The sequence below is a fragment of the Intrasporangium sp. genome, assembly GCF_035688975.1.
Taxonomy (GTDB): domain Bacteria; phylum Actinomycetota; class Actinomycetes; order Actinomycetales; family Dermatophilaceae; genus CALMNV01.
Genome location: NZ_DASSMH010000125.1, coordinates 14,111 through 39,339 on the forward strand (window position 1 = coordinate 14,111; position 25,229 = coordinate 39,339).

The 25,229-nt window shown below is 72.6% G+C and carries 22 protein-coding genes; 1 reads left to right on the forward strand and 21 read right to left on the reverse strand.

What is annotated here, in order from left to right; translation table 11 throughout:
- Positions 1-46: 46 nt before the first annotated feature.
- From carB to VFJ94_RS13365, 10 genes are all read right to left on the reverse strand, one after another.
- Positions 47-3,370: a carbamoyl-phosphate synthase large subunit gene (gene carB / locus VFJ94_RS13320; RefSeq protein WP_325004702.1), complete on the reverse strand. Its 3,324-nt coding sequence runs from the start codon at positions 3,368-3,370 to the stop codon at positions 47-49.
- Positions 3,370-4,560 (reverse strand): glutamine-hydrolyzing carbamoyl-phosphate synthase small subunit, encoded by a 1,191-nt coding sequence (gene carA, locus VFJ94_RS13325; RefSeq protein WP_325004703.1) that lies wholly within the window; start codon positions 4,558-4,560, stop codon positions 3,370-3,372. The genes carB and carA overlap by 1 nt, the downstream gene beginning before the upstream one ends.
- Positions 4,557-5,891 carry a dihydroorotase gene (locus VFJ94_RS13330; protein ID WP_325004704.1) on the reverse strand — a complete coding sequence of 445 codons (1,335 nt, stop codon included), beginning with the start codon at positions 5,889-5,891 and terminating at the stop codon, positions 4,557-4,559. The genes carA and VFJ94_RS13330 overlap by 4 nt, the downstream gene beginning before the upstream one ends.
- Positions 5,888-6,850 (reverse strand): aspartate carbamoyltransferase catalytic subunit, encoded by a 963-nt coding sequence (locus VFJ94_RS13335; RefSeq protein WP_325004705.1) that lies wholly within the window; start codon positions 6,848-6,850, stop codon positions 5,888-5,890. Before VFJ94_RS13335 ends, VFJ94_RS13330 begins: the two co-directional genes overlap by 4 nt.
- On the reverse strand, positions 6,847-7,371 hold the full coding sequence (gene pyrR / locus VFJ94_RS13340; protein ID WP_325004731.1) for a bifunctional pyr operon transcriptional regulator/uracil phosphoribosyltransferase PyrR: 525 nt from the start codon (positions 7,369-7,371) through the stop codon (positions 6,847-6,849). The genes VFJ94_RS13335 and pyrR overlap by 4 nt, the downstream gene beginning before the upstream one ends.
- A gap of 348 nt (positions 7,372-7,719) precedes the next feature.
- Complete coding sequence (locus VFJ94_RS13345; protein WP_325004706.1) at positions 7,720-8,634, reverse strand: CHAP domain-containing protein; 915 nt, start codon at positions 8,632-8,634, stop codon at positions 7,720-7,722.
- Between the two features lie 193 nt (positions 8,635-8,827).
- On the reverse strand, positions 8,828-9,283 hold the full coding sequence (locus tag VFJ94_RS13350) for an NAD(P)H-dependent oxidoreductase (protein ID WP_325004707.1): 456 nt from the start codon (positions 9,281-9,283) through the stop codon (positions 8,828-8,830).
- Between the two features lie 42 nt (positions 9,284-9,325).
- Positions 9,326-9,739, reverse strand: coding sequence for a transcription antitermination factor NusB (gene nusB / locus VFJ94_RS13355; protein ID WP_325004708.1), 414 nt, complete (start codon positions 9,737-9,739; stop codon positions 9,326-9,328).
- Positions 9,740-9,755: 16 nt separating this feature from the next.
- Positions 9,756-10,319 carry an elongation factor P gene (gene efp, locus VFJ94_RS13360; RefSeq protein WP_325004709.1) on the reverse strand — a complete coding sequence of 188 codons (564 nt, stop codon included), beginning with the start codon at positions 10,317-10,319 and terminating at the stop codon, positions 9,756-9,758.
- Between the two features lie 478 nt (positions 10,320-10,797).
- The gene (locus tag VFJ94_RS13365; protein ID WP_325004710.1) at positions 10,798-11,697 is read right to left on the reverse strand and encodes an intradiol ring-cleavage dioxygenase; all 900 of its coding nucleotides are present in this window, start codon (positions 11,695-11,697) and stop codon (positions 10,798-10,800) included.
- A gap of 327 nt (positions 11,698-12,024) precedes the next feature.
- On the opposite strand from VFJ94_RS13365, the gene VFJ94_RS13370 reads away from it, so the two are divergent.
- Complete coding sequence (locus VFJ94_RS13370) at positions 12,025-12,537, forward strand: cupin domain-containing protein (protein WP_325004711.1); 513 nt, start codon at positions 12,025-12,027, stop codon at positions 12,535-12,537.
- A 139-nt stretch (positions 12,538-12,676) separates the two neighbouring features.
- Here the strand turns inward: VFJ94_RS13370 and aroQ are convergent, their stop codons facing one another.
- The 11 genes from aroQ to VFJ94_RS13425 form a co-directional block, all read right to left on the reverse strand.
- Positions 12,677-13,114: a type II 3-dehydroquinate dehydratase gene (gene aroQ / locus VFJ94_RS13375; RefSeq protein WP_325004712.1), complete on the reverse strand. Its 438-nt coding sequence runs from the start codon at positions 13,112-13,114 to the stop codon at positions 12,677-12,679.
- 96 nt (positions 13,115-13,210) lie between these two features.
- The gene (locus tag VFJ94_RS13380) at positions 13,211-14,650 is read right to left on the reverse strand and encodes a sialidase family protein (protein WP_325004713.1); all 1,440 of its coding nucleotides are present in this window, start codon (positions 14,648-14,650) and stop codon (positions 13,211-13,213) included.
- Positions 14,651-14,828: 178 nt separating this feature from the next.
- Entirely contained in the window at positions 14,829-15,899 is a 1,071-nt protein-coding gene (aroB, locus tag VFJ94_RS13385; RefSeq protein ID WP_325004732.1) for a 3-dehydroquinate synthase, read from the reverse strand.
- A gap of 74 nt (positions 15,900-15,973) precedes the next feature.
- Complete coding sequence (locus VFJ94_RS13390; RefSeq protein ID WP_325004714.1) at positions 15,974-16,516, reverse strand: shikimate kinase; 543 nt, start codon at positions 16,514-16,516, stop codon at positions 15,974-15,976.
- Positions 16,510-17,730: a chorismate synthase gene (gene aroC / locus VFJ94_RS13395; protein WP_325004715.1), complete on the reverse strand. Its 1,221-nt coding sequence runs from the start codon at positions 17,728-17,730 to the stop codon at positions 16,510-16,512. Before aroC ends, VFJ94_RS13390 begins: the two co-directional genes overlap by 7 nt.
- Before the next feature lie 344 nt (positions 17,731-18,074).
- Entirely contained in the window at positions 18,075-18,776 is a 702-nt protein-coding gene (locus tag VFJ94_RS13400) for a prepilin peptidase (protein ID WP_325004716.1), read from the reverse strand.
- Positions 18,777-18,792: 16 nt separating this feature from the next.
- On the reverse strand, positions 18,793-19,617 hold the full coding sequence (locus tag VFJ94_RS13405; protein WP_325004717.1) for a shikimate dehydrogenase: 825 nt from the start codon (positions 19,615-19,617) through the stop codon (positions 18,793-18,795).
- Positions 19,611-20,798 carry an endolytic transglycosylase MltG gene (mltG, locus tag VFJ94_RS13410; RefSeq protein WP_325004718.1) on the reverse strand — a complete coding sequence of 396 codons (1,188 nt, stop codon included), beginning with the start codon at positions 20,796-20,798 and terminating at the stop codon, positions 19,611-19,613. Before mltG ends, VFJ94_RS13405 begins: the two co-directional genes overlap by 7 nt.
- Positions 20,795-21,295: a Holliday junction resolvase RuvX gene (gene ruvX / locus VFJ94_RS13415; RefSeq protein WP_325004719.1), complete on the reverse strand. Its 501-nt coding sequence runs from the start codon at positions 21,293-21,295 to the stop codon at positions 20,795-20,797. Before ruvX ends, mltG begins: the two co-directional genes overlap by 4 nt.
- Before the next feature lie 11 nt (positions 21,296-21,306).
- Entirely contained in the window at positions 21,307-24,012 is a 2,706-nt protein-coding gene (gene alaS, locus VFJ94_RS13420) for an alanine--tRNA ligase (RefSeq protein WP_325004720.1), read from the reverse strand.
- Between the two features lie 178 nt (positions 24,013-24,190).
- Positions 24,191-25,195: an ABC transporter ATP-binding protein gene (locus VFJ94_RS13425; RefSeq protein ID WP_414654613.1), complete on the reverse strand. Its 1,005-nt coding sequence runs from the start codon at positions 25,193-25,195 to the stop codon at positions 24,191-24,193.
- Positions 25,196-25,229 lie beyond the last annotated feature (34 nt).

Below are 25,229 nucleotides of genomic sequence, written 5' to 3' on the forward strand. Positions count from 1 at the left end.
TGCGCCCGGGGCTCCTGCGTCCGGCGCTCCCGCGCCGCCTCGGCGGTCACGGGGCCACCGCCCCCGTGGCGCGCCCGTAGAGGTCGAGGTGGCGGGCGTGGTCCTGCAGGGACGTGACCCGCACCTCCTCGGTCAGCTGCGCCTCGATGCCGAGCACCGCGGCAGCCAGGGTCGCGATCGTCGTGATGATCGGCAGGTCCGCGCTCGTCGTGGCCGCGCGGATGGCGTAGCCGTCGGCCCGCGCGTGCGGCCCCGACGGGGTGTTGACGACCATCTGGACGCTGCCGTCGGAGATGAGGTCGACGATCGACTTCTCGGCCCCCTGGGCGTCACCGGTGCGCTGAGTGAGCTTGCGCACGACCGTCGCCTCGATGCCGTTACGCCGCAGGACGGCGGCGGTGCCCGTCGTGGCGAGGATCGTGAAGCCGAGCTCGACGAGCCGCTTGACGGGGAAGATCATGGCCCGCTTGTCGCGGTTGGCGACCGACACGAAGATGGCGCCCGACCGCGGCAGCCCGCCTCCGATGGCCTGTTGCGTCTTGGAGAACGCCGACCCGAAGTCCTTGTCGATCCCCATCACCTCGCCCGTGGAGCGCATCTCGGGGCCGAGGAGGGAGTCGACCGCGATGCCCTCCCGGGTCCGGAAGCGCTTGAAGGGCAGCACCGCCTCCTTGCACGAGATGGGCGCGTGGTCGGGCAGCGCGCCGCCGTCGCCGGACGGCGGCAGCATCCCCTCGGCCCGCAGCTCGGCGATGGTGGCCCCCAGCATGACGCGCGCGGCGGCGCTCGCGAGCGGCACGCCGGTCGCCTTGGCCACGAAGGGCACCGTGCGGCTGGCCCGCGGGTTGGCCTCGATGACGTAGAGGATGTCCTGGGCGAGCGCGAACTGCACGTTCATCAGCCCCCGCACCCCGATGCCCTCGGCGAGCTGGCGCGTGGCGGCCCGGACCCGGTCGAGCTCGGCGTCCCCCAGCGTCGCCGGAGGCAGGGTGCACGCGCTGTCACCTGAGTGGATCCCGGCCTCCTCGACGTGCTCCATGATCCCCCCGAGATACATGTCCTCGCCGTCGAAGAGCGCGTCCACGTCGATCTCGATGGCGTCGTCGAGGAAGCGGTCGATGAGCACCGGGTGCTCGGGTGAGGCCTCGGTGGCCCGCTCCACGTAGGTGACGAGCGAGTCGTCGTCGTAGACGATGACCATCCCCCGGCCGCCGAGCACGTAGGACGGCCGCACGAGGACCGGGTAGCCGATGCCCCTCGCCACCTCGAGCGCCTCCTCGGCGGTGTATGCCGTGCCGTGCTTGGGTGCGACGAGGCCCGCGCGGGCGAGCAGGTGGCCGAAGGCCCCCCGGTCCTCCGCGAGGTGGATCGCGGCGGGCGACGTGCCCACGATGGGCACCCCCTGGTCGGCCAGCGCCTGGGCGAGCCCGAGCGGCGTCTGGCCGCCGAGCTGCACGATCACGCCGGCGATCGGACCGGCCTGTGTCTCGGCGTGGATCACCTCGAGGACGTCCTCGAGGGTGAGCGGCTCGAAGTAGAGGCGGCTGCTCGTGTCGTAGTCGGTCGACACCGTCTCGGGGTTGCAGTTCACCATGACGGTGTCGAACCCCTTGTCCCGCAGGGCATACGAGGCGTGCACGCAGGAGTAGTCGAACTCCACGCCCTGGCCGATGCGGTTGGGGCCCGAGCCGAGGATGATGACCGCGGGGCGGTCCCGGGGCTCGACCTCCGTCTCCTCGTCGTAGGTGGAGTAGTGGTAGGGCGTCCGCGCGGCGAACTCCGCGGCGCACGTGTCGACAGTCTTGTAGACCGGCCGCACCCCGAGGGCGTGGCGCACGCCCCGGACCACGGCTTCCGGCATACGGCGCAGTGACGCGATCTGGGCGTCGCTGAACCCGTGCCGCTTGCCGAGGCGCAGGAGGTCGGACGTGAGCTCTGGAGCGTCGGCCAGCGTCGTCGCCACGTCGTTGACGAGCTGGATCTGGTCGAGGAACCACGGGTCGATGCCGGTCGCCTCGTGGACCGCCTCGACGCTAAAACCGGCACGGAGCGCCTGCTGCACCAACACGATCCGCCCGTCGGTGGGCGTCTTGGCCTCTGCGAGAAGGCGTTCGGCTGCTGGCTTCGTGATCTCGCCGTCCCAGTGGAAGCTCGCGCCCCTCTTCTCCAGGGAGCGAAGGGCCTTCTGCAGGGCCTCGGTGAAGTTGCGGCCGATCGACATGGCCTCACCGACGGACTTCATCGTCGTCGTGAGCGTGGGGTCGGCGGCGGGGAACTTCTCGAAGGCGAAGCGTGGCACCTTGACGACGACGTAGTCGAGCGTCGGCTCGAAGCTGGCCGGCGTCTCGCGGGTGATGTCGTTGGGCACCTCGTCGAGCGTGTAGCCGATGGCCATCTTCGCGGCGATCTTCGCGATGGGGAAGCCGGTCGCCTTGGAGGCGAGGGCGCTCGACCGCGACACTCGGGGGTTCATCTCGATGACGATGACGCGGCCGTCGACGGGGTTGACCGCGAACTGGATGTTGCAGCCGCCGGTCTCGACACCCACCTCGCGGATGACGGCGATGCCGATGTCCCGCAGCCGCTGGTACTCCCGGTCGGTGAGGGTGAGGGCCGGGGCCACCGTGATGGAGTCACCGGTGTGCACGCCCATCGGGTCGAGGTTCTCGATGGAGCAGACGACCACGACGTTGTCGCGGTGGTCGCGCATGACCTCGAGCTCGTACTCCTTCCACCCGAGGATGGACTCCTCGAGGAGGACCTCGGTCGTCGGGGAGTACTGCAGTCCCGCGCCGGCGATGCGGCGCAGGTCGGCCGCGTCGTAGGCGAAGCCCGAACCGAGCCCGCCCATCGTGAAGGAGGGCCGGACGACCACGGGGTAGCGCAGCTCCTCGGCGGCCGCGAGGCACTCGTCCATGGTGTGGCAGATGATGGACCGGGCGGACTCCGCGCCGCACCGCTCCACGACGCCCTTGAACTTCTCGCGGTCCTCGCCGAGCTGGATCGCCTCGACGCTCGCCCCGATGAGGGGGCAGTCGTACTTCTCGAGCACGCCCGCCTCGTGCAGCGCGATGGCGCAGTTGAGCGCGGTCTGGCCGCCCAGCGTCGCGAGCACGGCGTCCGGGCGCTCCTTGGCGATGATGGCCTCGACGACCTCGGGCGTGATCGGCTCCACGTAGGTCGCGTCGGCGAACTCGGGGTCGGTCATGATCGTCGCCGGGTTGCTGTTGACGAGGACGACGCGGATGCCTTCCTCGCGCAGGACCCGGCAGGCCTGCGTGCCCGAGTAGTCGAACTCGACGGCCTGGCCGATGACGATCGGGCCGGACCCGATGACGAGGACGCTCTTGATGTCACTGCGCTTGGGCATCAGGCATTCGCTCCCTGCTTGTTCATGGAGTGCTTCGTCGTCATCAGGTCGACGAACCGGTCGAACAGATAGGCCGCGTCGTGCGGGCCTGCCGCGGCCTCCGGGTGGTACTGCACCGAATAGGCCGGCACGTCAAGGCATTCCAGCCCTTCGACGACGTCGTCGTTGAGGCACACGTGGGAGACGCGCACCCGCCCGTATGCCGTGTCGCGCGGCGCGAAGGACGGCGCACCTGGCCACTCGATGGCGAAGCCGTGGTTGTGCGCGGTCACCTCGACCTTCCCCGTGGCGCGGTCGAGCACCGGCTGGTTGATCCCGCGGTGGCCGTACTTCAGCTTGTACGTGCCGAACCCGAGCGCCCGGCCGAGCAGCTGGTTGCCGAAGCAGATGCCGAAGAAGGGGATCCGTGCCTCCAGCACCTGCCGGAGCAGCGCGATCTGCGGGTCTGCGGCGGCCGGGTCGCCCGGCCCGTTGGAGAAGAAGACGCCGTCCGGCCCGGCCTCCCCGACCGCCTGGATGTCGGCGAAGCTGGCGGTCGCCGGCAGCACGTGCACCTCGATCCCCCGCCGGGCCAGCAGCTGCGGGGTCATCCACTTGATCCCGAGGTCGAGCGCCGCCACGGTGAACCGCCGCTCGCCGACGGCCGGCACGACGTAGGCCTGCGGCGTGGTGACCTCCTCGGCGAGGGCCGCGCCCTCCATGAGGGGCGCCTCTCGCACGATCGAGAGCAGCTGCTCGTCCGGCCGGTCGGCCGCGGCGCCGCTGAAGATGCCGACCCGCATGGCTCCGCGCTCACGCAGGTGGCGGGTCAGGGCGCGGGTGTCGACGTCGCAGATCCCGACGACGCCCTGGTCGCGCAGCTCGTCCTCGAGCTCCCGGGTGGCCCGCCAGCTCGACGAGCGGAGGGCGGGGTCGCGCACGACGTAGCCGGCCACCCAGATCCGGGAGGACTCGGCGTCCTCGGGGTTGACGCCGGTGTTGCCGACGTGCGGGGCGGTCATGACGACGACCTGGCGCCGGTAGCTGGGGTCGGTCAGCGTCTCCTGGTAGCCGGTCATGCCGGTCGAGAAGACCGCCTCGCCGACGGTCTCGCCGACCGCGCCGTATGACGAGCCGCGGAAGGCTCGGCCGTCCTCGAGGACGAGGGTGGCGCGGCTCCGGTGGTGCTGGGTGGGGACGTGCGGCGTCACAGGGCGCTCTCCATCTGGGGTTGGTGCGTGGTCGGCGAGATATCTGTCGAGTAGGTGACCCGCCCGCGCAGGACCGTCGTGTGCACGGCGCCCCGGAAGGTGCGCCCGTGCCACGGGTTGTTGCGCGACAGGCTGCGGCTCGTGCTCGCGTCGACGGTGACCGCGCCGTCGGGGTCCACGAGGGTGAGGTTGGCCGGGCTGCCGGGGGCGACGGGCCGGCCGTGGTCGGTCAGGCCCCCGATCCGTGCCGGCGTGCTCGACATGACCCGGGCGACGTCGGCCCAGCCGAGGAGTCCGGGGCGCACGAGCAGCTCGCTCACGACGCCGAGCGCCGTCTCGAGGCCGAGCATGCCGAAGGCGGCGTCGACGAAGGCATGCTCCTTGTCGTGCCGTGCGTGCGGGGCGTGGTCCGTGGCGACCGCGTCGATCGTGCCGTCGGCGAGCGCGGCGCGCAGGGCCTCGACGTCCTCGCGGGGCCGTAGCGGCGGGTTCACCTTGTAGACGGGGTCGTAGCCGGCGAGCAGGTCCGTCGTGAGGGCGAGGTGGTGCGGGGTCACCTCGGCGGTGACGTCGATGCCCCGCGCCTTGGCCCAGCGCAGGACCTCGACAGTCCCCGCCGTGGACACGTGGGCGACGTGGAGTCGGGAGCCCGTATGCCGCGCGAGCAGCACGTCGCGGGCGACGATGGACTCCTCGGCGACGCTCGGCCAGCCGGGCAGGCCGAGCCGCCCGGAGAGCTCGCCCTCATGACAGCACGCCGCGCGGTCGGCGAGCCGGGGGTCCTGGGCGTGCTGCGAGAGCACCCCGCCGAAGGGCTTGAGGTATTCGAGCGCACGGCGCATGATCCGGGCGTCCGAGACGCACGTGCCGTCGTCGGAGAAGACCCGGACCCGCGCCCGCGAGCGCGCCATGAGGCCGAGCTCGGCCAGCTCCGTGCCGCCCAGACCCTTGGTCACCGCGCCGACCGGCACGACGTCGACGAGCCCGCAGGCCGCGCCGAGATCCAGCACCCGCTCCGCCGCCTCGGCGGTGTCCGTGACGGGACTCGTGTTGGCCATGGCGAAGACCGCGGTGAAGCCTCCCGCCGCGGCGGCGGCGGAGCCGGTCGCAATCGTCTCGGCGTCCTCCCGACCCGGTTCGCGCAGGTGGACGTGCAGGTCGACGAGGCCCGGCAGGGCGACCAGGCCGTCCGCGTCGAGGACGGTCGCGCCCGCGGGTGCGCTCACGGTGCCGACCTCGCGGATGACGCCGTCCGCGACGAGGATGTCGGCGGCCTCGCCGCCGAGGATCCGGGATCCGCGGATCACGGTGGGGCCAAGGACATCGGTCACCGGGCTGCTCCTTCGGTGTCGTCGCCCGCGAGCAGGTGGTAGAGGACGGCCATCCGCACAGCCACCCCGGCCGAGACCTGGTCGAGGACGACCGACTGCGGGGCGTCGGCCGCGTCGGCGGCGATCTCCAGGCCCCGGTTCATGGGGCCGGGGTGCATCACGAGCACGTCGGGGTTGCGGGCCACGAGGCGGGCGAGCCGATCGCGGGTCAGGCCGTAGCAGACGGTGTACTCCCGAGCCGTCGGGAAGTAGCCGCCGGTCATCCGCTCCCGCTGCACGCGCAGCGTCATGACCGCGTCGACCGGCTCCGCACCGAAGAGGACCGCGTCGAGGTCCCAGCTCGTCGCGAAGCCCTCCGCCGCGCTCCACGTGTCGATGCCGCTCGGCATGAGGGTGGGGGGCGCGACGACGGTGACCTTGGCGCCGAGCGTGCGCAGGAGGATGGCGTTGGACCGGAACACGCGCGAGTGGGTCAGGTCGCCGACGATGACGACGTGCCGGCCCTCCAGGTCGTGCAGGCGGGTGCGCAGGGTGTAGGCGTCGAGGAGCGCCTGCGTGGGGTGCTCGTGGGTCCCGTCGCCGGCGTTGATGACGCTGGCCCGCACCCACTGCGCCACCTGGTGGCAGGCGCCCGAGGCGTGGTGCCGGATGACGAGTGCGTCCACCGCCATGGCGTCGACGGTCATCGCCGTGTCGCGCAGGCTCTCGCCCTTGGAGGTCGAGGACCCCTTGGCGGAGAGGTTGATGGTGTCGGCGGACATCCACTTCCCGGCGATCTCGAACGACGACCGGGTCCGCGTGGAGTCCTCGAAGAAGAAGTTGATGATGGTCCGCCCCCGCAGCGTCGGCACCTTCTTGACCTCCCGGCGTTGCAGGTCGTGCATCGAGGCCGCGCTGGCGAGAATGTCCTCGACGTCGTGCCGGTCGAGGTCGGCGGCGGAGAGAAGGTGCCGGGTCATCGGGTCTCTCCCCCGCTGATCCGCACGACGTCGAGCCCGTCGAGCTCGGCGACGCGGACGTGCACCCGCTCTCCCCGGGAGGTCGGCAGGTTCTTGCCGACGTGGTCGGCCCGGATCGGCAGCTCCCGGTGCCCGCGGTCGACGAGGACCGCGAGCCGCACCGCCCGTGGCCGGCCGAGCTCGGACAGGGCGTCGAGCGCCGCCCGGATGGTGCGCCCGGAGTAGAGGACGTCGTCGACGAGGACGACGACCTTGTCGTCGATGCCGCCGTCGGGGACGCTGGTGCGCTGGGCGGTGCGGACGGGGTGGCGCCGCAGGTCGTCGCGGTGCAGCGTCACGTCGAGCGCGCCCACCGGCACGGCCACCTGCTCGACGCTCTCGATGGCAGCGCCGAGGCGGCGGGCGAGCGGGACGCCCCGCGACGGGATGCCGAGCAGGACGAGGTCCTCGCTCCCGCGGTTGCGCTCGAGGATCTCGTGGCCGATGCGGCGCAGGGCTCGGGAGATGTCGTCGGCGCTCATGACGTCGCGCGCGTCGGGAGGGGTGTCGGACGAGGGGGCCGGTGCGCTCAGGTCAGGGCAGGTCACAGCCGCTGGACCTCCTTCCCCGCCTCACGGGACGGTGGTTAAAGGATGTCGGTCGGGCCAGAGTCTAGCCGAGGTCACGCAGGGGCTCCGCCGCCGGTCCGGCTCGTGAGCGAAGCCGCCCGGGCGCGGCTGGGGCTGTGGGCAGGGCGTGGGACCGCGCTCTCGGGTGCGACCTGTCGGCGCACCGACAGCCCACGCCCTCCCGCGCAGCCAGGGCCCGCCAGGGCAGCCGTATGCCGTCGCGGTGGCCCGCAGGACCGGGACCGGCGGGTCGGCATGGCGTCAGAGGACGGTGATGCCCGACCACGGCGAGACCGCGACGACCGCACCGGCCCGGTCGACCATGACCGCCCGCCAGCCGTAGTCGGTCCGGTCGGTGGCGACGACGGTGTACGTGAACGACCGGTCGCCCGCCGGGGTGAGGCGAGCGACGCTGGTCCAGCCGGTGCCGGCACCCGGGGCAGCGCTGCGCTGCACGACGACGACCGCCCCGTCGGGGGCGTCTCGCACCGTGCCGCCGAGCTGCGCGCTGCGCCCGACCCGCAGCCAGGCCTTCGACGCGCCGAGGGCCACGACCGGCGCCGGCGCCACGCGCACCGGCTGACGGGAGGCGCTGCGCGACGCGCGCTCCGGTGCCACGGTGGACCGCGGGTCGACGGGGCTCGCCCCACGCGAGCTCCCCGGCCCCGGCGCGGGCGTGGAGGTCGCAGGCTTGGGCGACGCACCCGACCGCACGGGGGCGCCCTTGCGGTGCAGGTAGGAGTCGGCGCGCATGCCGGAGCGCACCGAGTAGGCGTGGTAGCGCGGCCCGTTGAACTCCTCGATCGTCACGGAGCCGTCCGGTGCCACCGCCGTGACCAGCGCGACGTGCCCACGCGCCCACCAGGCGATGTCGCCCACCGACGGCGTCGACGTCGCGACCCGGCCGATGTTGCCGGCATAGGCCTTCCAGTCCACCGCCCCGCCCCGCCCGCTCGGGAAGCCGAAGGAGCGCCAGGTCAGCCCCAGCCTCCACGCGACGAAGTCGCCACACTCGAGGTAGATGAACCCCCGGCCCGGGTCGGCCGGATAGGTGTAGGCCGCCGAGGACGCTGCGGACGCGGGCGACGCGGGAAGGGCCACACCGACGCCACCGAGGAGTGCGGCGGACAGGGTCGCGGCCGCGAGCCGGGGGGCGCGCGCGAGCAGTGGCGTCATCGGGATCTCGCTTCGGGGGGCGGCAGGAGCGGCTCCCACGGTAGGCGGGGGCGGACGGCCGTGACAAATCCGTGACCTTCTGCGGCCTCCGGTTGGTGGCGCTTTGGGCCGAATGAGCCACGATGCCGCTGGCTCGCGGCCCCACCTTCCCGCCCAGCTCGCCAACCCGGCGCCCGGCTGCTGCCGCGCGGCGTCAGTCCATGACCCGTGCCGCGAGGGTGCCGCCCAGCTCGAACGCCGCCTCCCGCACGTGCCTGTCGACCGGGCCGGTGACGAGCAGCGGCGGCGCCGACCGCATCCAGCCGAGGGCGTGGGCGATCGACTCGATCGCGCGGCTCGCGCCCTCGGTGTCGTTGTTGCCGTGGACCCAGTAGCCGTAGGGCAGCCCGCGCTGCGCGCCGAGGCTCGGGTAGTAGACGGTGTCGAAGAAGTGCTTCAGCGCCCCCGACATGTAGCCGATGTTGGCCGGCGTCCCGAGGAGGAGGCCGTCGGCGGCGAGCAGGTCGCTGGCCGTGGCCGACAGGGCCGGGTGGACGTCGACGTCGACCCCCTCGATCCCCTCGGCACGGGTGCCCTCGAGCACCGCTTCGAGCACCTCCCGCGTCGCCGGCGACGGCGTGTGGTGGACGACGAGGAGGCGGGCGCTCACGACGTCACCGTATGCCGCCCGCGCCGGCTCGGCGGCATACGGTCAGACGATGGTGGCCTTGACCTCGGAGAGCCGGCCGAGCAGGCCGTTGACGAAAGCCGGCGACTCGTCGGTCGACAGCTCCGTCGCGAGCGCGACGGCCTCCGAGATGGCGACGGGATCGGGGATCTCGTCGTTCCAGAGGATCTCCCACGCGCCGAGCCGCAGGATGGCCCGGTCGACCGCGGGCATCCGCCCCAGGGTCCAGCCCTGGCTGTAGTCGGTGAGGGCCGAGTTGATGTCGTTCCACCGGGACACGACGCCGCGCACGAGCACCGCGGTGTAGGGGTTGTTCGCCGCGCGCGACTCGGGGTCGCCGAGGCGCTCGTCGAGCAGCGTCTCGGCGTTGAGGCCTCGCTGGTCGGCCTCGAAGAGGATGTCGAGGGCCCGGGTCCGGGCCTTGGTGCGGGCGGCCAAGGGGATCAGTCGCCGATCAGTCGTTGACTCGGCCGAGGTAGGAGCCGTCACGGGTGTCGACCTTGACCCTCGTGCCGGTCTCGAGGAAGAGCGGCACCTGGATCTGCGCGCCGGTCTCGAGCGTGGCCGGCTTCGTGCCGCCGGTCGAGCGGTCGCCCTGCAGGCCCGGCTCGGTGTGGCTGATCTCGAGGACGACCGAGGCGGGCAGCTCGACGTAGAGCGGCACCCCGTCGTGCGTGGCGACGATGGCGTTCTGGTTCTCGAGCAGGTAGCCCGCGGCGGTGCCCACGACGTCCTCGGCCACGTGCAGCTGGTCGTAGGTGTCGGTGTCCATGAAGACGAAGTCGCTGCCGTCCTTGTAGAGGTACTGCATGGTGCGCTTGTCGACGTTGGCGGTCTCGACCTTGGTGCCCGCGTTGAAGGTCTTGTCGACGACCTTGCCGGACAGCACCGCCTTGAGCTTGGTGCGCACGAAGGCCGGACCCTTGCCGGGCTTGACGTGCTGGAACTCGACGACGGACCACAGCTGTCCGTCGATGTTGAGCACCATGCCGTTCTTCAGGTCGTTGGTCGTAGCCACACCAGTCCACTTTCGTATGCCGCGTCCGGTGCCGGAGGCACGCCGGACGGGGGGGGTTCTCGTCGGGGGGATCGCGCAGGAGTCTATCGGCGCGCCCGGCCGATCGCGGAATCGCGGTGCCGGCGTCACCCCCTGCGGGCTGCCACTCGGCCGGCTCGGTGACCTCCGTCGACTGCGGTCCTGCCGGCTGGGGTCCGCTGCCGCCCCGGCCCATCAACTGGCAGATCAACTGGCAGACGGTGCTGCCCTGACGACACCGAACGCCAGCTGATCCGCCAGTAGATCCGCCAGTTGATCCGGTCGGCCGCCCCCGCCCATCAACTGGCAGATCAACTGGCTGACGGTGCTGCCCTGACGACACCGAACGCCAGCTGATCCGCCGGTTGATCCGACAGATCCGCCAGATCCGCATATTCGCCAGGGCCACCGCCTGCCAGCCACCTCCAGGCTGTGAAGAGAATCCACTGCAGTCGGTGTCTCAGACGCCTAAGGTGAGGGCCGCCGCATACCCGCTCGTCACACCGCCGGACATCGTCGCGAGCTGGTGCACGCCCCCGTCGTCGCCGAACACGTTGTCGCTCTCCAGGCTGAGCCGCGCGAGGGTCTGGACGCTGCGTTCGTAGCCCGGGGTCGCATAGACCGCGTCGCAGGCCGCCTGCGGCAGCGCGATCTGGGAGGTCTTGACGATGGGCCCGCTCGAGGTGGCGTCGGCGACCGTGCCATAGACCTCGAAGTGGATGTGCGGCCAGCGGCCGGGATAGCACGCCGGGAAGATCGAGGTGAACGTCGCCGTGCCGGAGCCGTCGGTCACCTGAACCCCGCGAAGGTAGTTCTCCCCCTCGACGCCACTGGAGTAGAGCGAGTAGTTGCCGTCACGGTCGCAGTGCCAGAGGTAGACGGCGGCGCCCACCATGGCCTGGCTCGTGGCGAGCGCCTTGACCGTCAGCCGGATCGTCAGCGGGACCCCCTCGGCCTTCGTCGTCGACGTGCCGTAGCTGGTGCGGATGTCCTGACGCACGATTCCGGAGTCGTCGAGGACGTTCTGGCCGTTGGACCCGTCGCCCGGATAGGGCCCGGCGGTCTCGTCGGGCGCTTCCGCGAGGGCCGCCTCGGAGGTGGCGGCACCCGTCGCCGCGCTCGTTCCCGCGCTCGCTCCCGCGCTCGTTCCCGCAGTCGTTCCCGCACTCGTCGCGCCCGAGGAGGAGGACGCGCCCGACGGTGCACCGCCTGCGGTGGTGTCGCCGCCGCTGCAGGCCGTGAGCGCGCCGACGACGCCGAGCCCGCCGAAGAGCGCGAGTGCCCGGCGCCGATCGAGGAGCGTGTGCACGTCGAAGAGCAGTCCGCGGTCGTGGTCTTCGCCGGCTGGGTTCGGGCTCATGGGTGACCTTTCCTCCGGGGACCCCGATGCGGCCCCTCCTCGCGAACAGTCTGACCGGCCGGGCCCTGCCCGAACTGTCCCGTGCCTGTGCCGTCCCTGTGCCAGGGGCCTCGCGGGTGGCTGGCGCTGGCTGGCGCTGGCTGACGCCGCCCGACTGCGCGCTCGAGTCGGATCCGCGCTCGTCACTTGACCGCCGACGCGGCCGGTCCATAGCGTGAAAGGTTCGAGCCGAGGGCCGGTGTCGGCGTGGCCAGCACCGAGTGGCCTCTACCGCGTGGCGGCTTGCCACAGGCGGAACGGTCGGCTCTGCACCTTGTGGGAGTTGCCATGACGCACCACCCGAACCAGCGTCGCGTTCTCACCGCCGCGGTCTTGACCACCTTGTTCCCCCTGATGGGGGCCGAGGCGGTCAGTCCGGCCTCGTCGATCGGGACGGCCGCCCCGGCCGCTGCACCGCCTCCCGTCGTCATGGAGCTGTTGTCGCGTGGCACGGTGGCCAAGCCGTTCGAGGCCGAGGCCAAGGGCATCGAGCTGGAGGCTCACCGGGCGATGGATGTCGTCACCCTTCGTCTCACCTTCGCGCCAGGCACCACCATCGACTGGCACACGCACCCGGGACCGGTCGTCGCGACGGTCACCTCCGGGAGCCTGACCTTCACCAACGACAAGTGCGCTCGCCACACGTTCAAGGTTGGGGAGGCTTTCGTCGAGAGGCCCGGCGAGCGCGGCAAGGCTCGCAACACCGGCACGACGACCACCACGACCATCGTCTCGTTCTTCGTCCCGAAGGGGACTGACAAGCTGCTCGTCCCCGCGGCGCCGCCCCCCTGCGCCCGGTGACTCGGTCCTGCCGCCCATAGCCGCAGCGCGCGCGCCGTGCCTAAGCCGAGCGGCGCGGCTCGCGAGTGACCGCGATCGGGAGTGACCGTGTCGGGCAGTGACGGTTGACCGACCCTCGCTGCTTCGCGCCCCCGTCGGATCAGACGAGGGCGCGCAGCGCGAGCAGGTAGGACTGGAGCCCGAACCCGGCGACCGTGCCCGTCGCGACGCCGGAAACGACGGAGGTATGCCGGAACTCCTCCCGCGCCGCAGGGTTCGACAGGTGCACCTCGACGAGGCTGCGCCCGCTCGTCGTGACGATGGCGCACGCGTCGCGCACGGCATACGAGTAGTGCGTGAAGGCTCCGGGGTTGAGCACCACGTCGGCGCCGGCGTCGACCGCCTCGTGGAGCCAGTCGATGAGCTCGCCCTCGGAGTTCGTCTGCCGGCAGTCGGCTGTGAGGCCGAGCCGCTCCGCCTCCCTGCCCACCGCCTCGTGCACGTCGGCCAACGTGTCGGAGCCGTAGATCTCCGGCTGCCGGGTGCCGAGGCGGTTGAGGTTGGGCCCGGAGAGCACGAAGACCGTGGGTGCCGTCATGCCGCGCAGTCTAGTGACGCCACAGGCGCCGTACCCGGGGTGCACGACGGCCGGCGTGCCGGGGTGCACCCGGCACGCTGACCTGGCGTGCCCGGCTCAGGGCGTGATCGCCGTGGTGAAGACGTCCGTGCGGTTGGCGGTGTTGCCGGAGTTGGTCGCCACGTAGAGCGACCGGAAGGCAGCCCCCGCAGCGGCGAGCCCCTCGTAGTCACCGACGAAGAGTCCGCGGGCGTTGGGCGCCGTCATCATGTCGAACGGCCCCGCAATGTGGCTGTCGGCCACGAACCCGTCGCGGGAGCTGCTGAACCAGTAGTCCGTGGGCAGCGTTGTGCTGTTGCCGGCGGCGAGGTTGCGGAAGTCGTAGTAGGTCAGGCCCACGGTGCCGTCCGCCGCCACCGCGATGCTCGGCGTGAAGGCAGGCCGTCCGGTGCGAGTGCTCACCTCGACCGGCGCCGACCAGGTGAGGCCTCCGTCGGACGAGCTGCTCATCGCCACCGTGTCATACAACCCGCCGGAGAACCTGGCGTCCTGCCAGACGACGTGCAGCGTGCCGGTGACCGGGTCGATGGCCGGCTCGGGGATGATGTCGCCGGTCCGCACGGCCGCGCCGGTGTTGGGGTCGGTCACGCCGACGCTCTGCAGCTGCGCGATCACCCGCGGAGCCGACCATGTGCGCCCCCCGTCGGTGGACTTCACGAAGGCCACCGTGCTGTGCGTCATGGTCACGCTGTTGGGTGGCTGGATCCAGTTGGCGACGTCGTAGAGGGTTCCCGGGTGCACGCGGTCGACGACGATCTGGTTGCCGATGGTCTGTTGCCGCGTACCGGTCGGGAAGATGACTCTCGGCGCGCTCCAGTGCCGCCCGCCGTCGGTCGTCATGGAGAGGTATCCGGGACCGCTGTACGCGGCAGTGAACAGGGCTGCGCGCGGGTTGCTCATGGGCGTCTGCAAGGTGTCCCAGACGGAGTAGGCAACCCCGGTGCGGAGCGGGTCAGCCGTGACCGAGTTCTTGTCCGTGAAGAAGGCTGCGGTGTCGAACGACTGGAGCGTGGCGAGGTTGGTCCACGTCTGGCCGCCGTCACTCGACGTCGCCGCGGTCACGGCGTTGCGTGGGGTGCTCTGGTCGAAGGAGATGGCGTTGGCGTATGCCGTGCCGTCGGGGCCGAAGGACACCCACGGGTCGGAGGCCCTCTCATAGCGCGCCCCGCCCGGCGCGCACGCCGAGAAGGGCAGCGGTGTCTCGAGCCACGTCAGCCCCCCGTCGCGGGAGGAGCCGGCAACGAGCCCGTGCGCGCCGCCGTCCGCCCAGCGGTCCTGCTGCCAGGCGCCGACGACCTGTCGGGTGTCGGCCGGGTTGACGGAGACCGAGGGCTCCACCTCGGCGTCGAGATAGTTGGTGCCGGGGCCGCCTACGGTGCACGCGGCATACGGCGTGGGACCGGAGACCCGCAGCGGAGCGGTGACGGTGGCGGCTGCCGTCGTGAGCACGACGGCGCCGGCCGCGGCGACGAGTGCCAATGGTGTGCGCTTGCTCATGTCCAACCCCCATCAGATTCCTAGCACAAGATGATGACGGCGGCGCTCACGCAGCGCCGCGGGGTCGGTCCGCCCTGATCGGGGCGGGCCGAGACGGACAGCGGCCACGGGGTGGCCGGCGTCGAGGCGCATCGAGTCTAGGGCCGGCACCGGCGCCGCGCAGGCAGATGTGCGTCCTTCAGGGATGTGCGTGCAACTCGCCGACCCGCTCGTATGCCGCCCGCAGCAGCTCCTCGCTCGGGCCGGCGAGCCGGGTGGGTGAGGCGAGCCCGGTCAACACGACGAAGCGCAGCGTCGAGCCCCGCGACTTCTTGTCGCGGCGCATCGCGGTCAGCAGCTCGGCCCAGCGGTCGGCACGATAGGTGACCGGCAGGCCGACCGCCTGCAACACCGAGCGGTGTCGCTCGACGAGGGCGTCGTCGGCGCGGCCGGTGAGGCGCGCCAGCTCGGCGACGTAGACCATGCCGACACTGACCGCCTCCCCGTGCCGCCACGTGTAGTGCTCGACCTGCTCGATGGCGTGGCCGAAGGTGTGGCCGTAGTTGAGGATCTCGCGCAGGGAGCTCTCGCGCAGGTCCGCGGCCACGACCTCGGCCTTGACCCGCACCGCGCGCTCGATGAGCTCCCGCAGGCGCGGGTTGTCCGCCCGCCGCGCCGCGACCGGGTCCGCCTCCACGAGGTCGAGGATGGCGGGGTCGGCGATGAAGCCGCACTTGATGACCTCCGCGAGACCGGCGACGAGGTCGGCCTGCGGCAGCGTGGCGAGCACGTCGACGTCGCAGAGGACCCCGGCGGGCGGGTGGAAGGCGCCCACGAGGTTCTTGCCCTCGACCGTGTTGATGCCCGTCTTGCCCCCCACGGCGGCGTCGACCATGCCGAGCAGCGTCGTCGGCACGGCGACGAAGGGCACCCCCCGCAACCACGTCGCCGCGACGAAGCCGGCGAGGTCGGTGACCGTGCCGCCCCCGAGCCCGATGACGGCGTCGGAGCGGGTGAAGCCGGCGCGGCCGAGCTGCGCCCACAGCCGGGCTGCGACGTCGGCCGTCTTGGCCGGCTCGGCGTCGGGGACCTCGGCCAGGTGCACGGCATACCCGGCCGTCGCGAGGGCCTGGGCCACGGCCGCGGTACGGTCCGCGAGGGTCGGTGGGTGCACGACCAGCACCCGCTCGGCGTCCGGGCCGACGAGCCCCGGCACCCGGCCCAGCACGCCGCTGCCGATGACGACGTCGTAGTCGCCGCCGACGCTCACCGTCGTGGGGTCGGTCCCGCTGGGGGGGCCGGTCCCGCTGGTGGGCTCGGCAGCCCGGGTCACGTCGCCGGTGCTCACGGCACGCCAGCCCGCACCAGGCGCAGGACCTCGGCCGCGACGTCCTCGGGCGAGCGCCCCGCCGTGTCGACGCGGTGGCTGGCGAGCCGCTCGTAGACCGGGCGTCGGGCGTTCATCATCGTCACCCAGCTGGCCCGGGGGTTGACCGCGAGCAGCGGGCGTGACCGGTCGAAGCCGATCCGCTTGGCCGCGTCGGCGATCGAGACGTCGAGGAAGACGACGACGTGGCCGGCGAGCGCCGCCGCCGTCTCGGCGTCAAGCACGGCGCCGCCCCCGAGCGCGAGGACGCCGTCGTGGGCGCCGAGCGCCCGGGCCACCTCCTCGCGCTCGAGCTTGCGGAAGAGCGCCTCACCGTCGTCGAGGAAGATGTCCGAGACCGACCGCCCGGTCGCCTGCTCGATGGCGCGGTCCGTGTCGTGCAGTCCCACCCCCAGCAGCTCGGCGAGGACGGCCCCCACGGTCGTCTTGCCGGCCCCCGGTGGACCGACGAGCACCGCCACGGGGCGGACGGGCGCCGGACCGCCGTCCCCGGTCACCACGTGCGCATCGCCTCCGGGACGTGGTCGAGGTAGGACTGGCGGTTGCGGGCCGTCTCGGCCACCGAGTCGCCGCCGAACTTCTCGAGGCACGCGGAGGCGAGGACGAGCGCCACCATGGCCTCCGCCACCACGCCGGCCGCGGGCACCGCGCACACGTCGGAGCGCTGGTGGATCGCGGTGGCCGGCTCGCCCGTGGCGACGTCGACCGTGGCGAGCGCCCGCGGCACGGTGCTGATGGGCTTCATCGCGGCCCGCACCCGCAGCACCTGGCCGGTCGACATGCCGCCCTCCGTGCCGCCGGCCCGCCCGGTGCGGCGCGTGATGACGTCGTCGACGCGGTCCATCTCGTCGTGCGCTGCGGAGCCGCGGCGCCGCGCGGTCTCGAAGCCGTCGCCGACCTCGACGCCCTTGATCGCCTGGATGCTCATGAGCGCGCCGGCGAGCTGCGCGTCGAGGCGCCGGTCCCAGTGCACGTGCGATCCGAGCCCGGGCGGCAGCCCGTAGGCGAGGACTTCGACGACGCCCCCCAGGGTGTCGCCGTCCCTCCTCGCCGCGTCCACCTCGGCGACCATCGCCGCGGAGCCAGCGGTGTCATGCGCGCGCACGGGGTCTGCGTCGAGGCGCTCGACGTCGTCGGGGGTGGGCAACTCGGCATCGGCGGGCACGGCGGCGGTCCCGATGGCGACGGTGTGGGAGACGAGCCGTATGCCGTAGGCCTGGTCGAGGAACCGGGCCGCCACCTCACCGAGCGCCACCCGAGCCGCCGTCTCGCGCGCCGAGGCGCGCTCGAGCACGGGCCGTGCGTCGGCGTGCCCGTACTTCTGCATGCCGACGAGATCGGCATGTCCCGGCCGGGGACGCGTGAGCGGCCGGTTGCGCGCGATCTCCTTCTCGGCACCCACGTCGTCGGAGGCGGCATACGCCTCCTCGGTGACCGGCTCGGGGCTCATCACCGTCTCCCACTTGGGCCACTCGGTGTTGCCGACGCGGATGGCGATGGGCGAGCCCAGCGTGATCCCGTGGCGCAGGCCGCCGAGGAACTCCACCTCGTCCTGCTCGAACTTCATCCGCGCTCCGCGGCCGTAGCCGAGCCGGCGCCGGGCCAGGGCCCCCCGGACGTCGGCCGAGGTCACCTCGACGCCGGCCGGCAGCCCTTCGAGCAGGGCCACGAGGGCAGGGCCGTGCGACTCACCGGCCGTCAACCAACGCAACATGGCCCCGATCCTGCCACGCACCGTGGCGCGTCCCGAGGGCCGCCCGGACCGCGGACGCCGACAGCTCGCAATCCTGCCCCCGTCGAGTGACCACTTGTGCACAACCCCGCCCCATGCACAGCCCCGCCCCTCACGTCGAGTGGCCACTTGTGCACACCCCCGCCCCTCACGTCGAGTGGCCACTTGCGCACACCCTCGCCCCGTGCACAACTGGCCACTCGACGGGGTGGACGCACGACACCGCCGGGCAGCCTCCGCGCACACCCCCGCCCCGTGCACAACTGGCCACTCGACGGGGTGGGGAGGCACGGCACTCGACGGGGTGTGGAGGCACGGCAGGCTCTTCAGAGCAGCGGGCGCACCTCCACCAGGAGCGCCACGGCGGCGCCCACGAGCAGCCAGGGCCCGAAGGCCACCGCGTCGCGCCGGCCGGCCCGGCGGAGCAGGACCCGTCCGCCGGCCCACGCACCGCCGAGGAGGAAGGCGGCATACGTCGCGACGACCGGCCCCCACCACGCGAGGTATCCGGTCATGAGGCCGACCAGGCCGGCGAGGGACACGTCCCCGCGCCCGAACCCGCTGCGCAGCAGGGCGGCCAGCAGGGCCAGGGCGAGGTGCAGCAGCCACAGCGCCACCGCGCCGGCGACAGCACGGACCAGAGCCGCCCCGTCGCCGCTCGCGGCCGACGCGAGCGTGAGCTGGACGGCGAGCACCGGGAGCGCCGGGCGCGTGAGGCCGGTCGGCAGGCGGTGCACGTCGACGTCGACCCACAGCAACGCCATCCCGACGGTGGCGAACGTCAGGTATGCCGCCAGCACCGTCCCGTGCGCCACCGTGCCGAACCGCCAGCCGAGCACCGCCCAGACGAGGCCGGTGAGCGGCACGAGGAGGCCCGGGGCGAACGGGAGCGGACGCCCCGCCTCGTCGTCGAGGCGGTAGCCGGCGGTCGCGAGCCGGGTCGCGAGCAGCCGGCCGACGACGGCGCCGAGCAGGGCGACCACGGCCACGAACCACATCGGCGCGCCGGGCGCCTGGGCCCACGTCACGTGCCGGGCCGCACGGTCAGGCCGACGTCGTCCGCGCCGCGGCGAGCGCAGCCCGCATGGCCTCGATCGGCGCCGGGCGGCCGGTCATGAGCCGCACCTGGGCACCCGCCTGGTGCAGCAGCATGCCGGTCCCCTCGGCCAGGCGCCAGCCCCGGGCCAGCGCCTCGTCCTCCAGCGGGGTGCGGCCCTCTCCGTAGACGGCGTCGAGGAGGACTGGCCGCTCGGCACGCGCGCCCACGACGGGCAGGTCGCCCAAGCCACCGACGGCCTGCGGCGGCACGGTGCTGACGAGCACGTCGACCGGCACCCACTCCCCCATGCCGACGACCGCCACCCGTACCCCGGCTGCCCGCGCCTGGGCGACGGTCTCGGGGCGGGCCCGGTCGCGGACCATGAAGGTGATGGTCCGGCACCCGGCGCCGACGAGCGCGCTGACGGCCGACCGCGCCGTGGCACCGGACCCGAGGACGAGGGCCTTGTCCACGCGGCCGACCCCCGCCTCGCGCAGTGCGGCCCGGAGGCCGTGGACGTCGGTGTTGTGCCCGACCCAGCCCTCCGGCTCGCGCACGAGCGTGTTGACCGCCCCCGTCTCCCTCGCGGCGTCTCCGAGGCGGACGGCCGCGGCGGCCGCGACCTCCTTGAGCGGCATCGTCAGCGACAGGCCGCGCCACTGCGGCCCGAGGCGGGCCAGCTCGGCGGGAAACGTCGACTCGTCCACCTCCCGCCGCTCGTAGCTCCACCCGGTGAGGCCGAGGGCGGCGTATGCCGCCCGGTGCAGGACCGGAGAGAGCGAGTGCCCGATCGGGCGTCCCCAGACCTCGCACCGCATCCGGCTCAGCACTTGCCCTTGTTGGCCTGGCACCACTGCTGGAACAGGGCGACGTTCTGCTCGTGCTCGGCGAACGTCGTCGCGAAGCGGGTCTCCCCCGTCGTGGGGTTGACGGCGACGAAGTACAGCCACGGGCCGGCCACCGGCGCGGCGGCGGCCTTGAGGGCGCTCTCTCCCGGGTTGCCGATGGGGCCGGCGGGCAGCCCGACCACCTTGTAGGTGTTGTAGGGGCTGCTCGACGCCCGTGCGGCGTCGGTGGTCGTGATGGTGCGGCTGCCGACGGCGTAGCTGACCGTGGAGTCGAGCTGCAGGGACATCTTGGCGGCCAGCCGGTTCTCGATGACCCGGGCCACCTTGGGCCGGTCCTGCTCCCGCCGGGCCTCCGCCTCGACGATGCTCGCAACGGTGACGACGTGCTCCATCCGCGCCGGGGTCACGCCGAGGGCGGAGAGCCGTTTGACGGAGGCCGCCACCATGGCCTTGAGGTGGGACGCCGCGGTGGTGTCCGGGTCGAAGGTGTAGCTGGCCGGGAAGAGGTAGCCCTCGACGTTGCCCTTGGCGGCGGCGGGCAGGCCCAGGGCCGCCGCGTCCTTGGCCGCCCGCTCGTAGTCGGCGACGGCCAGCCCGGTCTGGGCGGACAGCTTGGCGTAGACCTCCTTGGCCCAGAGCCCCTCGGGTATGACGACGGAGGTGGTCACCCGGTTCTTGGCCTCGACGAGGACGGCCACCACGTCGCTGGCAGCCATCTGCTTGCGCAGCGCGTAGACGCCCGGCTGGATCGAGGTGCTCTTGTCGTTCGCGCTGGCGGCGTCGAGATAGGCCTTGGCGGTCTTGACGACCCCCGCCTCGACGAGCCTCCGTCCGATGGCAGCGCCGGTGTCGCCCTCCTCGACCCGGACCCGCACGTCCCCGGCGCCGGGCCCTGGGTAGTCGTTGGACTCGAGGATGCCGCCGACGACGGGACGCAGGACGTTGAAAGCGGCATACGCGCCGGCGCCGACGACGAGGAGGGCCACCAGGATGACCGCGAGCCGGCGCCGCGGGTGGGGACGCCCGGACCGGCGGCGCCCGCCCCGATCCCGGCTGCCCACGGAGGACGGCGCGTGGGCCTCGGGCGCGTGGTCGTCGTGCTCGTGGCCCGTCTCGTGCTCGCCGGAGTCGCCGAAGATCGACGAGTCGAGGTGGTCCTTCATCGCCGGCGCTCCTTCTTCCGTGCTGCGCGGGCGGCCCCGACGGCCTCACCCGGTGGCCTGCCCGACGCCGCTTCCGCGTCGATGGCGAACTGCAGGATGAGCACGGCCGCCGCCTGGTCGACGACCGACCGCTGCCCACGCCCGGGGACCCCACTCTCGCGCAGTCTCCGGTGAGCGTCCACGGTGGTCAGGCGCTCGTCGACGAGCCGCACGGGCACCGGCTCCACGCGGGAGGCCAGCGACGCGGCATACTCGCGCGCCAGTCGAGCAGCCTCCCCCTCCTTGCCGGAGAGCAGCAACGGCAGCCCGACGACGACCTCGACGGCCGCCCGGTCCCGGACGATCTGGGCGATCTCGCCGAGATCGGTCCGGTCCCGCTCGTCGCGGGCAAGGGTCGCGACCGGGCTCGCGAAGGTGCCCGACGGGTCCGACGCGGCGAGCCCGACGCGGGCCCTGCCCACGTCCACGCCGATCCGCACCCCGGTCCGCACGGTCATCCCGGCGCCGGTCACGCAGCCCGGCTGCGCAGCTGGTCCTCGACCGCGCCGAGGGCGAGCGAGACCTTGGCCACGTCGGTGCCGCCGCCCTGGGCGATGTCGTCCTTGCCGCCGCCGCCGCCGCCGAGCAGCGAGGCCGCGACCTTGACGTAGGCGCCCGCCTTGACCCCGGCCTCCCGGGCCCGGGCGTTCGTCGCGACGATGACCAGCGGCCGCCCCGCCATCACGGAGGCCATCGAGACGAGGACCGGGCGGTCGTTGCCGAGGCGTCCGCGGACGTCGAGCACGAGGGCCCGCAGGTCCTCGGCGGCGACGCCCTCGCCCGCGTCGTGGCTGACGAAGGTCACCCCGCCGATGTCGCGGGCGGACGCCACCAGCCCGGCGGCGGCCCCGAGCACCTGGGCCTGCTTGACCGCCGCGATCTCCTTCTCGGCGTCGCGCAGCCGGGACAGGATGCCGGAGATCCGCTCCGGCAGCTCCTCTGGGCGGGCCTTGACGATGTCGGTGAGCTGCCCGACGATGGCGTGCTCGCGGGCGAGGAAGCCGTAGGCGTCGGCGCCGACCAGCGCCTCGACGCGCCGCACGCCGGAGCCGATGGAGGACTCGCCGAGGAGCTTGACGACGCCGAGCTGCCCGGAGCGCTGGGCGTGGGTGCCGCCGCAGAGCTCTCGGGCCCAGTCGCCGACCGAGACCACGCGCACCTCGTCGCCGTACTTCTCGCCGAAGAGCGCCATGGCCCCGATGTCGCGCGCCTCCTGCTGGGTCATGACCTCCGCGTGCACCGGGAGGTCGTCGAGGAGCAGGGCGTTGACCTTGGCCTCGACATCGGACAGGACGCTCGGGGGCACCGCCTGCTGCGCAGTGAAGTCGAAGCGGAAGCGGCCGGGAGCGTTCTCCGAGCCTGCCTGCGTGGCGGTCTCGCCGAGCGCCTCGCGGATCGCCTTGTGCACCATGTGAGTTGCGGTGTGCGCGCGCGAGATCGACCGGCGGCGAGCGATGTCCACCTTGGCGTGGGCGAGCTCGCCACTCGCGACTTCCCCGTGCACGACCGTCGCCCGGTGCACGACGAGGCCGGAGATCGGCTTCTGCACGTCACGGACCTCGACGAGAGCGCCGCCGGCCAGCTCGATGCGGCCACCGTCGGCGAGCTGGCCGCCGCCCTCGGCGTAGAAGGGGGTGCGGTCGAGGACGAGCTCGATCTCCTCGCCGGCGCTCGCCGACTCGACGTGGCTGTCGCCCCGGACGATCCCGACGACGCGGGCCTCGCTCACGACCTCGTCGTAGCCGGTGAACTCCACCTCGCGGCCGAGCGAGTCCGCCACGGAGCGGTAGGCGCCCGTGTCGCCGTGGGCGCTCTTCTTCGCCTTGGCATCGGCCTTGGCCCGGTTCCGCTGCTCGGCCATGAGGCGGCGGAAGCCCTGCTCGTCGACGCTGACCCCCTGCTCGGCGGCCATCTCGAGGGTGAGGTCGATGGGGAACCCGTAGGTGTCGTGGAGGGTGAAGGCCTGCTCGCCGCTCAGGCGCCGCTCGCCGTCCGGCACCGCCTTGACCCGGCTCACCGCGGTGTCGAGGATCGTCGTGCCGGAGGCGAGCGTGCGCCGGAAGGCCTCCTCCTCGGCATACGCCACCTGGCTGATCCGCTCGAAGTCGGTGCGCAGCTCGGGATAGGACTGGCTCATCCGCTCCATGCTCACCGGGAGCAGGTGCGGCAGGGCCGGCTCGTCGACGCCGAGCAGGCGCATCGAGCGCACGGCCCGGCGCAGCATCCGGCGCAGCACGTAGCCGCGGCCCTCGTTGCCCGGGGTGACGCCGTCGCCGATGAGCATGAGGGAGGTGCGCACGTGGTCGGCCACCACCCGCAGCCGCACGTCGTCGGGATGGCTCTGCGCGGCGACGTGGATGTGGCTAGCGCCATAGGTCTTTCCCGCCATCTCGGCGGCCTTGTCGAGGACGGGGAAGACCTCGTCGATCTCGTAGAGGTTGTCGACGCCCTGGAGGATGCTCGCGACCCGCTCGAGGCCCATCCCGGTGTCGACGTTGCGCGCCGGCAGCGGGCCGCGGACGTCGAAGTCCTCCTTGGCCCGCACCGCGGACAGCTCGTACTGCATGAAGACGAGGTTCCAGATCTCCATGAACCGGTCCTCGTCGACGGCCGGCCCGCCGTCGCGGCCGTACTCGGGGCCGCGGTCGACGAAGACCTCGCTGCACGGGCCTCCGGGGCCCGGAATGCCCATGTGCCAGTAGTTGTCCTTGCGCCCGCGTCGCACGATCCGCTCGCGCGGGATGTCGGTCAGCTCGAGCCAGAGCGCGGCCGCCTCGTCGTCGTCCTCGTAGACGGTCGCCCAGAGCTTGTCGGGGTCGAGCCCGTAGCCCCCCCGCGGCTGCGGCGTCGTGAGCAGCTCCCAGGCATAGGCGATGGCGCCCTCCTTGAAGTAGTCACCGAAGGAGAAGTTGCCGTTCATCTGGAAGAACGTGCCGTGCCGGCTCGTCTTGCCGACCTCCTCGAGGTCGGGGGTGCGCACGCACTTCTGGACCGACGTGGCCCGCTGCCACCGCGGCGTCTCCTGGCCGACGAAGTAGGGCACGAACGGCACCATCCCGGCCGCGACGAAGAGCAGGTTGGGGTCGTCGAAAGGCAGCGGGGCGCTCGGCACGACGGTGTGTCCCCGGCCCTCGAAGAAGGAGAGCCAGCGACGCCTGATCTCGGCGGTTTCCATGAGTGGTCGCGTCCTTGGGTGGTCGTGCGGGCGTGCGGGGAGAAGGGCGCCGGGCGGTCGACCGGCCAAGGGCCCACCCTAGCCGACGGGGACCGGACCACCCCATCCTCGGTATGCCGCCGACCGCCGGCCACGTCGTGGCGGGCGGCCGGCATACGGATGCGGTCACACGGTCCAGTCAGGCGGTCTGGTCGACGTGCGTGATCACGTTGGGGTTGACCTCCGCGAAGTGGCACGCCGTGACGTGCGGCCGCCTGCCGTCCTCGTGGCCAGGCACCTGGTGGGAGACGAGCGGCGGCTCCTGCGCGGCACAGATCTCCTCGGCCTTCCAGCATCGGGTGCGGAACCGGCACCCGCTGGGAGGGTCGATGGGGCTGGGCACATCCCCGACGAGGCGGATGCGGTCGCGGGTCACGTGCCCGCGCAGGGTCCCCATGTCGGGGGCGGCGGACAGCAGCGCCTGGGTGTACGGGTGCTCCGGGGCGCCGTAGGTCTGCGCCTTGCCCGCCATCTCGACGATCTTGCCGAGGTACATCACGGCGACGCGGTCGCTGAAGTGCCGGACCACCCCGAGGTCGTGGGCGATGAAGATGAAGGCGATGCCGAGGTCACGCCGCAGCTCGTCGAGCAGGTTCATCACCTGGGCCTGGATCGACACGTCGAGCGCGGACACCGGCTCGTCGGCGACGATCACCTTGGGCTCGACCGCGAGCGCCCGGGCGATGCCGATCCGCTGGCGCTGCCCCCCGGAGAACTCCGACGGGTAGCGGTTGTGGTGCTCGGGGTTGAGCCCGACGCGCTCCAGGAGGTCCTGGACGCGGGCCATCTCCTTGCCCTTCGCCAAGCCGTGCACCTGCAGCGGAGTCGAGATGATCGTGCCGACCGTCTGCCGCGGGTTGAGCGACGAGTACGGGTCCTGGAACACCATCTGGATCTCGCGTCGGAAGGGACGCAGCTGCTTCTCGGGCAGGGTGGCGATGTCCGTCCCGTTGAAGATGACCCTGCCGGACGTGGGCTTGTAGAGCCGGGTGATCGCCCGTCCGAGCGTGGACTTGCCGCACCCCGACTCCCCCACGAGGCCAAGCGTCTCGCCCGCGGCCAGCGTGAACGACACGTCGTCGACGGCCTGGACGAGCTGCTTCTTCGCCCACAGGCCCTCGACGCTCTTGACGGGGAAGTACATCTTGAGGTGCTCCACCTCGAGCAGCGGGCGATCC